At 31.6% G+C, this 8,893-nt stretch carries 7 protein-coding genes and 1 tRNA gene; 2 read left to right on the top strand and 6 right to left on the bottom strand.

What is annotated here, in order from left to right; all coding sequences use genetic code 11:
- Positions 1-195 precede the first annotated feature (195 nt).
- Positions 196-266: transfer RNA gene (locus SHI72_RS22930), tRNA-Gln, on the bottom strand.
- A gap of 245 nt (positions 267-511) precedes the next feature.
- On the opposite strand from SHI72_RS22930, the gene SHI72_RS22925 reads away from it, so the two are divergent.
- Both SHI72_RS22925 and SHI72_RS22920 read left to right on the top strand, forming a co-directional pair.
- Positions 512-3,787 carry a DUF2723 domain-containing protein gene (locus SHI72_RS22925; RefSeq protein WP_323491521.1) on the top strand — a complete coding sequence of 1,092 codons (3,276 nt, stop codon included), beginning with the start codon at positions 512-514 and terminating at the stop codon, positions 3,785-3,787.
- Positions 3,788-3,880: 93 nt separating this feature from the next.
- The gene (locus SHI72_RS22920) at positions 3,881-4,525 is read left to right on the top strand and encodes a polysaccharide deacetylase family protein (RefSeq protein ID WP_323491520.1); all 645 of its coding nucleotides are present in this window, start codon (positions 3,881-3,883) and stop codon (positions 4,523-4,525) included.
- Positions 4,526-4,584: 59 nt separating this feature from the next.
- Here SHI72_RS22920 and SHI72_RS22915 read toward each other — a convergent pair whose 3' ends face one another.
- The 5 genes from SHI72_RS22915 to SHI72_RS22895 form a co-directional block, all read right to left on the bottom strand.
- Positions 4,585-4,881, bottom strand: a complete 297-nt coding sequence (locus SHI72_RS22915; RefSeq protein WP_035623602.1) for a thioredoxin family protein — start codon at positions 4,879-4,881, stop codon at positions 4,585-4,587.
- Between the two features lie 73 nt (positions 4,882-4,954).
- Positions 4,955-6,196 carry a metallophosphoesterase gene (locus tag SHI72_RS22910; RefSeq protein WP_323491519.1) on the bottom strand — a complete coding sequence of 414 codons (1,242 nt, stop codon included), beginning with the start codon at positions 6,194-6,196 and terminating at the stop codon, positions 4,955-4,957.
- A gap of 197 nt (positions 6,197-6,393) precedes the next feature.
- The gene (locus SHI72_RS22905; protein WP_039117514.1) at positions 6,394-6,588 is read right to left on the bottom strand and encodes a hypothetical protein; all 195 of its coding nucleotides are present in this window, start codon (positions 6,586-6,588) and stop codon (positions 6,394-6,396) included.
- Positions 6,589-6,697: 109 nt separating this feature from the next.
- The gene (locus SHI72_RS22900) at positions 6,698-8,032 is read right to left on the bottom strand and encodes a HAMP domain-containing sensor histidine kinase (RefSeq protein ID WP_323491518.1); all 1,335 of its coding nucleotides are present in this window, start codon (positions 8,030-8,032) and stop codon (positions 6,698-6,700) included.
- A gap of 10 nt (positions 8,033-8,042) precedes the next feature.
- On the bottom strand, positions 8,043-8,717 hold the full coding sequence (locus tag SHI72_RS22895; RefSeq protein ID WP_086894875.1) for a response regulator transcription factor: 675 nt from the start codon (positions 8,715-8,717) through the stop codon (positions 8,043-8,045).
- Between the last annotated feature and the right edge of the window lie 176 nt (positions 8,718-8,893).

The following is an 8,893-nucleotide window of genomic DNA, read 5'->3' as shown; positions in this document are numbered from 1 at the left end:
GAATCTTTTAATGCAAAAATAAAAGCATTTAGAAGCCAATTTAGAGGTGTAAGAAATATTGATTTCTTCTTATTCAGATTATCTAATCTTTTTGCTTAATCCCCAACTTTTGCACCTGATCCTTTTTTTTTAAATCTCCTAAGAAATCTGACTTAATTCCATAAAAAAAGCCTCTCGATTGAGAGGCTTCTTATGTTGGTCTACAAGGACTCGAACCTTGAAAGACTGCACCAAAAACAGTTGTGTTACCATTACACCATAGACCAGCAGTGCTGTTAAGCGAGTGCAAATTTAGAGCTTTTTTTAGTTTGCGCAAACTTTTTGAACAAAAATTTGAAAAAAAATTGATTTTTTTTCGAACAAAGCTCCGCCGTTTCTCGAAACCTATTCAAAAACAACATGTTAGTTTTTGTAATTACTTTTTTAGAAAAATTTGTTAATGCTAGTTTGATTACATAAAAAAACATTTTCTTTGTAAGATAAAATAAGGACAAATTTTTAATACCTAAATATGGCACAATTCAACTTTAATAAATGGAATACAATTATTGGTTGGTTAACATTTACAATCGCTTTAATAACTTACACCCTAACTGTCGAACCTACCATGAGTTTTTGGGATTGTGGCGAGTACATCGCTACAGCAGCAAAGCTTGAAGTTGGTCACCCTCCTGGTGCCCCTTTATACCAAATGATGGGTGCTTTCTTTGCAATGTTTGCAATAGATAACCAGCATGTGGCATTAATGGTTAATATGATGTCTGTTTTTTCAAGTGCCTTTACAATATTATTCATGTTCTGGTCGTCCTCTATTATCCTTAAAAAATTAGTTGGTCGTTTTGCCGAAGTAAATCAAAATAACGCTATTGTAATTTTAGGAAGTTCTTTTGTAGGGGCTCTAGCTTATACTTTTTCTGATAGTTTTTGGTTTAATGCTGTCGAAGCAGAGGTTTACGCCATGGCATCCTTATTAATTGCTTTACTTTTTTGGTTGGGATTACGTTGGGAACAAGACATGAACACCCCAAGAGGAAATAAATGGTTACTAATTATATCTTTGGTAGTAGGTCTTTCTTTTGGAGTACACTTCATGGCATTACTTACAATTCCTGCAATTGGATTTCTTTATTTCTTTAAAAATTACGAAAAAGTTACTATCAAAAACTTCATTGTTGCCAATATAGTAGTTGTAGCTGTCTTATTATTTATCTTCATATTATTACTTCCTTTAACGATGGCTTTCTTTGGTAAAACCGAGATTTTCATGGTTAACGAAATGGGATTACCTTTTAACTCAGGAACTATATTTGTTGCCTTAGCTTTTATCGCTTTCTTTTATTTTGGATTACGTTACACAAAACAAAAAGGACTTGTTTTTTACAACACTATAATTCTTTGTATCTTATTCATTTTAATTGGATTCTCTACTTGGTTAATGCTACCTATCAGAGCAAATGCTAATACTGTAATTAACGAAAACAAACCTTCGGATGCGACGGAAGTACTTGCTTATTACAATCGTGAACAATACGGTGTAAACCCATTATTTTACGGACCTCAATACACGGAAGTTTTTGCAGGATTAGATAAAAACACTCCTTATCTTGACAAAAAACCGAATTACGAAAGAGACTATAAAACTGGTAAATATATTATTACCAATAATTATAAAAATGCAGTACAAAATACTGACGATGCACAAAAAGCTTTTTTACCAAGAATGTGGAGTACTGAGCATGTAGAAAACTACATTAACTTTACTAATCCTCCTGCATTTAAGATAAACCCAAATTATCCTTATGAAGATGATTTGCAAAAATACGGTATCGACCCAAGTCAATTATCCGAAGATGAGTTCAACAAAGCAACTGCTCAACTTAGACATGAAGTTGAAAAAACAATTACTGAATTCAGAAAAGCATACGCTCAAAAACAAATTGATAATGAGGGTTATGTGAAATTCTTAAGAAGTTATGGTGATTATTTAATTGTTGAAAAACCAACAACTGTAGACAACTTTAGCTTTATGTTCGAATACCAATTCGGATATATGTACTGGAGATATTTAATGTGGAACTTTGTAGGTCGCCAAAGTGACACCCAAGGGAAATATGATAATTTAGATGGAAACTGGATTAGCGGAATCAAATTTATGGATTCAATTCATTTAGGTTCTCAAGACAATTTACCATCGGATGTATTAAATAATAAAGGAAGAAATGTTTACTTCTTCTTGCCTTTCATCCTTGGTTTAATCGGTTTAATGTACCATGCAAATAAAGATTTAAAAAGTTTCTATGTCTTATTAGCTTTATTCTTATTTACTGGTTTAGCATTAAAAATTTACCTAAACGAAAGACCTTTTGAACCTCGAGAGAGAGATTATGCATTAGTAGGATCCTTTTATGTATTTGCAATCTGGATAGGATTTGGGGTCTACGCACTCTATGAAACCCTGCAGAAATATATAGCACCAAGAATTGCCGGACCTATAGTTATTGCCGGAAGCTTACTTGCTGCTCCGATACTTATGGCTTCTCAAAACTGGGATGATCATGATAGATCTAATAAATACACTGCTGTAGCAATGGCTAAAGCGTATTTAAACTCATGCGATCCTAATGCGATTTTATATACCATTGGAGATAATGATACCTTCCCATTATGGTACGCTCAGGAAATAGAGAAAATAAGAACCGATGTTAAAATCGTAAATACAAGTCTATTCATGACCGATTGGTATATCGATCAGATGAAAACAAAAACATACGAATCGAATGCATTACCAATATCTTTTGTTCACGAACAATATGTAGGTGATAAATTAGATTATGTGGCACATATTCCAAAAATAGATAGTCGTTGGGACATTAAAGGTTTTATTGATTTTATAAAAAACCCTAAGTCAACAGTTGAAATGCAAAACGGACAAACGATTCACTTTTATCCAACTAATAAACTCCGTCTTACTATAAACAAGGATAATATTATCAAGAATAAAGTAGTTGCTCCTAAGTATTACGACTCTATTGTTCCTTATATCGACATTGATATTAAAGGAAGTGCTTTATACAAAAATCGTTTAATGATGCTTGATATATTAGCTAATAACGATTGGAAAAGACCAATTTATTTTAGTGGTGGTGCTTTTGATGATGAAGATTATTTATGGCTAAAAAACTATCTACAATTAGACGGAATGGTGTATAAACTTGTACCAATTAAAACCGTTCCTAATAAAGATGGCGGACCAATGGACATGGGGCAAATTGATGCCGATAAAATGTATGATATCGTAATGAAATGGGATTGGGGTAATAGCGAAAGCGATAAAATTTATCATGATCCAGAAACAAGACGTAACAGTATCACGTATCGTACTAATCTTTCCAGATTAATGAAACAATTAATTACTGAAGGTAAAATTGACAAAGCCAAAAATATTATCAATTTAGCTATGACAAAAATGCCATTAGATAAATTTGGTTATTACTCATTAGTTGAGCCTTTTGCTAAAGGATATTATGATGTTGGCGAAAAAGCCAAAGCACATGATTTACTAGAAAAGTTAATAAACAAATACAAAGAAAATCTAGATTATTACAGCCATTTAGACCCATCTGAACAAACAAGTCTGGCTATTGATATAATTACTGATATCGAAAGATACAGAAGCTTATTGCAAGTAATGAAAGAAAGTAAAGATTTACCTTTTTACAACAAGCAAAAAGCAATTTTCAATACTTATGTAAATGTTTTCGAGCGATTTGGTCGTGAAAAAGAATAAATAATATTCTAAAAATATAATAATTAAAAAATGTAGCGCTATTGAAAAATACCGCTACATTTTTTATTTTTACATAAACTAAAATTTCAGAAAATGAGTTTTTACTGGATTAAGACGAACAAGCTGATAAAACGATTCTTCTCTAACTATTATTGGGACATCCCTAATAAGGAGAATAAGGTTTATTTAACTTTTGATGACGGTCCAACTCCCGAAATCACAGAATGGGTTTTATCTGAACTAAAAAAACGCGATGCCAGAGCTACTTTCTTTTGCATTGGCAATAACATCGAAAAACACCCCGAAATTTTCAAGAAAGTAATCACCGAAGGTCATTCGATAGGAAATCACACTTATGACCACTTAAAAGGCTGGAAAACGACCACAAAAATGTATTTAGACAATAGTCTTTTATGCGGCAAACAAATCCAGAAATCTTCTACTGAAAATCTTCAGCCTAAGATTTTTCGTCCTCCTTATGGCAAAATCACCAAATCACAATCGACACAATTACGCCAATTGGGGTATAAAATAATAATGTGGGATGTTTTAAGCGCAGATTTTGACCGAAGCATATCTCCGGAAAAGTGCTTACAGAATGTAATAAAAAATGTAAAATCAGGAAGCGTAATTGTTTTTCACGATAGCATTAAAGCATCGCAAAACCTTAAATTTGCATTACCAAAAACATTAGATTATTTAAAGGAAAACAATTTTATATTTGATGTTATTTATTAAACATACGGTCATTTAATAAAACATATAAAGAATACTACAAGTTTAGTATCCAGAAGAAATTAGAATTGTTCTTGTACAATCCCTATAATAGTATTTGCATCCAATTCGCCGGATTGCCTCCAAATCATTTGACCTTCTTTATAAATCATTAAAGTAGGTAGTCCTTTTATTCTTAGTGCATCAGCCAATTCCTGATTTTTATCCACATCAATTTTAATGACTTTGGCTTTATCGCCTAGCGCAGCTGCAACATCTTTTATTACAGGATGCATTGACACAGATGATTCGTTCCAATCGGTGTAAAAATCAATTAACACTGGAACTTGAGCATTTATAAGTTCTCCAAATTTTGACATAAAATCAACTATTTAATCTTTTTAAATCTACTAAAAAGAGATTATTATATACAAATGTAGCATTTTTAACGAATTATGCCACATCCTTCCCTTTTTTTAGTTCAATCACGGTTATTTCGGGCATAATCCCTACACGTCCTGGATAAGCATGAAATCCAAAACCACGATTTACATATACATAGCGACCTGCGTTTTCATACAAGCCAGCCCATTGTTTATACACATATTGTGCCAAGCTCCATTTAAAATAGCCCGGAATTTCAATCCCAAACTGCATTCCATGAGTATGTCCTGACAAAGTAAGATGAAAATTCTTAGGATGATTTTTTATTTCATACTCCCAATGACTAGGATCATGACTCATTAATACCTTAAAATCATCTTGTTGAACACCTTGCGAAGCTTTATTTAAATCACCCGCTTTTTTAAAATTATGTCCCCAATTTTCAACACCTACCAAAGCAATTTTATCCTCTCCTTTTTGAATGTAAGTATGTTCATTCAATAATAATTGAAAACCAATTTGTCCGTATAAGCTTTTTATAGCTTTAAAGTTTTCATCTTTCTTTTGTTCAGATGGCCAAGTAACATATTCGCCATAATCATGATTTCCTAAAACCGCATATTTACCAAATTTAGGATCTTTTATTTTATTAAAAGTCTCTAACCAAGGATGCATTTCGGTAGCATGCGTATTAACAATATCTCCCGTAAACAAAATCATATCCGAGTTTTGTTCATTTACTAAATCAACGGCATAGCTTATTTTCTCTGGATTATCAAAGCTTCCCGAATGCACATCAGATATTTGTGTAATCGTAAATCCATCAAAAGCATCTGGTAAATCTGGAAAAAATACAGTTTGCCTGATTACTTTAAAATTATATTTTCCTTCAAAAATTCCATAAATTAAAGACAGAAAAGGAACTGCTGCCAAACCAACTGCCAATTGACTCACAAATTTTCTTCGGCTCGGAATTACGCTATCTTTCGTTAAGTTAGGATTCTCGATAAAATAATTAACTAATCCAGCTCCTACACGAAAAATGTCTTCGCCCAAAAGCACTAATGTTATTACAATTTTTGGTACATAAACGACCAACATCAACCCCATTGTAAACATGGTTTGCTTAGTTTGCCCAATAGAACGGTCAAATTGCGTAAAGGAATATATTATAAATATAAAAAGTAGTAAACTTATTATTTGGTAACTTATCAGGAGCCATCTTAGCTTAATTAATGTTCTAACAGCCTGAAAAGAATAAAACTCTATAAATAAAAAAAGAGCACAAATAATTATAAAACGAATGACCATTGGAAAAATTTTTAAGCAAAGTAACAAAGAATGAATATGTGAAAACTTTTTGTTATCAAAATTTTAACGCAAACAATAACAAAAAAAGCTGGTGATTTTACTCACCAGCTTTCCACCTACTAAAACTATTATCCTACCTACCCCCTTATATAAATTATTAACCCTAATTTATAGTAAGTAGAATATTAATCAAACCCTTATTTTTTAGCTTTTGCAGCCTCTGGTTTAGCTACTTCAGTTTTTGTAGCTTCAGCTTTTTTATCTGCTTTCTTTTTAGCATGTTTAGTAGCTTTCACTTCTTTTGTTGGAGTCGTTTGAGCTGGAGTTGTTTGAGCATTTACCATTGCTGTTGTTCCTAAAACTGCTATAGCTAGCATTAATACTTTTTTCATGATTGTTAGTTTTATGATTATTATTATTTCATTATTTATAGGTCAAAGATATATCTGCTAAATGAAGATTAAATGAAGATTTACCTTGCCTAAAAATTTTAACTTTTAATTAGGCTTTGACGCTATTTGGAAACAATAACAAAAACGTAGTACCCTCATTAGGAGTCGAGGTTACCTTAATCTCTATATGATGAAAAGAAGCTATACTATCGGCTATAGCCAAGCCTAAACCTTGACCATCCTGATCAGAGCTAATTCGGGTAAATCGATTAAATATCTTTTCGACTTGGGTTTCATTCATTCCTATTCCCGAATCAGAAATAGACAAATAGTAATGTTGATTTAAAAACCCATCGCTAATAGTAATACTTCCGTTCTCTTTATTATATTTTATTGCATTGGTAACTAGATTATACAATAGGATATGCATGAGCGTATTGTTACCCATAAAATTAAAATCATGCTCCATTTTATTAGAGAATTGCAATCCTTTATCATCAATCCTATCTTGTAAATCATCGTACAATCCGCTTACGATTTCATAAAAATCGATAGCTTCATTGGCGGCATATTGATTATTCTCGATTCTGGAAATTAGCAATAAGTTATTTATTATTTTCTTCAGCATATCCAATGTCCTGAGTGAGCCTGCAATTTTATCAACTGCATTATCATCCAAAGATTCATTTTGCAATAAGTTCTCGAATTTATTTTTTAATAATGCAATCGGGGTTAAAAGCTCATGAGAAACATTGGATATAAATTGCTTTTCTTTTTTAAAAAGCTCTCCTATCCTATCCATCATTTGGTTTAAAACCGAATCTAATTCTCTAAAATCTGCCGAATGCGCTTTAATCGGAGTGTGATCAAAAGCTTCGGGCTCATTTACTCTACGTATTTTAGTATCTATTATTTTATAAAAAGGCTTGAGTAAATACTCTATATAAAAAGTATCTGCCAAGAATGTTATCAAAACAATTACAACTAAGACAATAATAATAAAGAGCTTAATAATAAAAGTAAGATCTTTTATTTCCGCCAAACTGCTTCCTATCTCTAACTGATATCCTATATTTTCGTAAGTAAAATAATATCGTAATATCCTATACTCATTTTCTTCACCTTCGATAATCCTATTCTCATTAACAAAAGTGGTCTTTTCTAGATTTGGTAATTTCGGCAATCTTGATAGTACCAAAAACTCACTATGTAAAGTCGAAAATTGCGAATAAGTTTCAGTAGAATCATCTGCATTTTCGATAAAATCATCAATTTCATTTTGATTTAAATGCTCAATAAACTTTTTCTTTTTTTCGATAAGTCCATTATTAATGTGTCTATAAACCACATTCTGAACTAAAATAGGCAGCATTAACCATAAAATCAAAATCACTAACAATCGCGTTAGTGCATTAAAAATGGCTAATTGATGCTTTATTTTCATATTACTTTATCTAGGTATTAATTCGATATCCAACATTTCTTACTGTTTCAAACCAATCAATAGTAGTGTGTTTGTCTAATTTTTTTCGAAGGTTACGAACGTGAACATCAATAAAATTCGAATCTGAATTTATCTCCAGAATATCTCCCCAAATATGTTCTGTTAATTGTAATCTGGTAATTACACGATTTTTATTTAATACTAAATATTGAAAAATATCAAATTCTTTCTTGGTCAAATTAATCGGCGTTCCATCATAACTTACTTTGTAATCTTGCAATTGCAACGAAAATCCATGTATTATTAAATCATTTAAAGTATACCCATGCATTCTACGAATAACAGCAAACAAACGTGCACTTAACTCTGTTAGCGCAAATGGCTTGGTAAGATAATCATCGGCACCAAGATGCAACCCATCAATCCTGTCATCTAATTCTCCACGAGCGGTAATAACAATTACTGCAATTTTGGATTTGGTTTTTCGAACTGCTTTTAAAACATCAAAACCATCTCCATCTGGCAAACCTAAATCAAGCAGCATGGCATCATAATCATTTCCGCCAATTTCATCTAATGCTTCATTACACGTATTAGCAATTTTACATACATAACCACCATCACTCAAAAAATCTTTAACCTCGATGGCAAGCTCTTTATTATCTTCGACAATAAGAATATTCATAAACTGTATTTTATAAATTAAAAGTAAGCAAATAATGAAAACGTAATTTTTTAATTATTAAAAATTTAACGCCTGTACGAACAAAAAAGGCTGATAAATTTCTTTATCAGCCTTATCAATAATTATCCTTTTTGTTTTGCCTACCGCTATCAACCTTCATTTAAAGCAAAACAAAA

This window comes from Flavobacterium sp. PL02 (genome assembly GCF_035013205.1).
In the GTDB taxonomy this organism is placed as follows: Bacteria; Bacteroidota; Bacteroidia; order Flavobacteriales; family Flavobacteriaceae; genus Flavobacterium.
The sequence above is the reverse complement of the archived record's forward strand: the minus strand, read 5'-3'. Positions and strand labels throughout refer to the sequence as shown.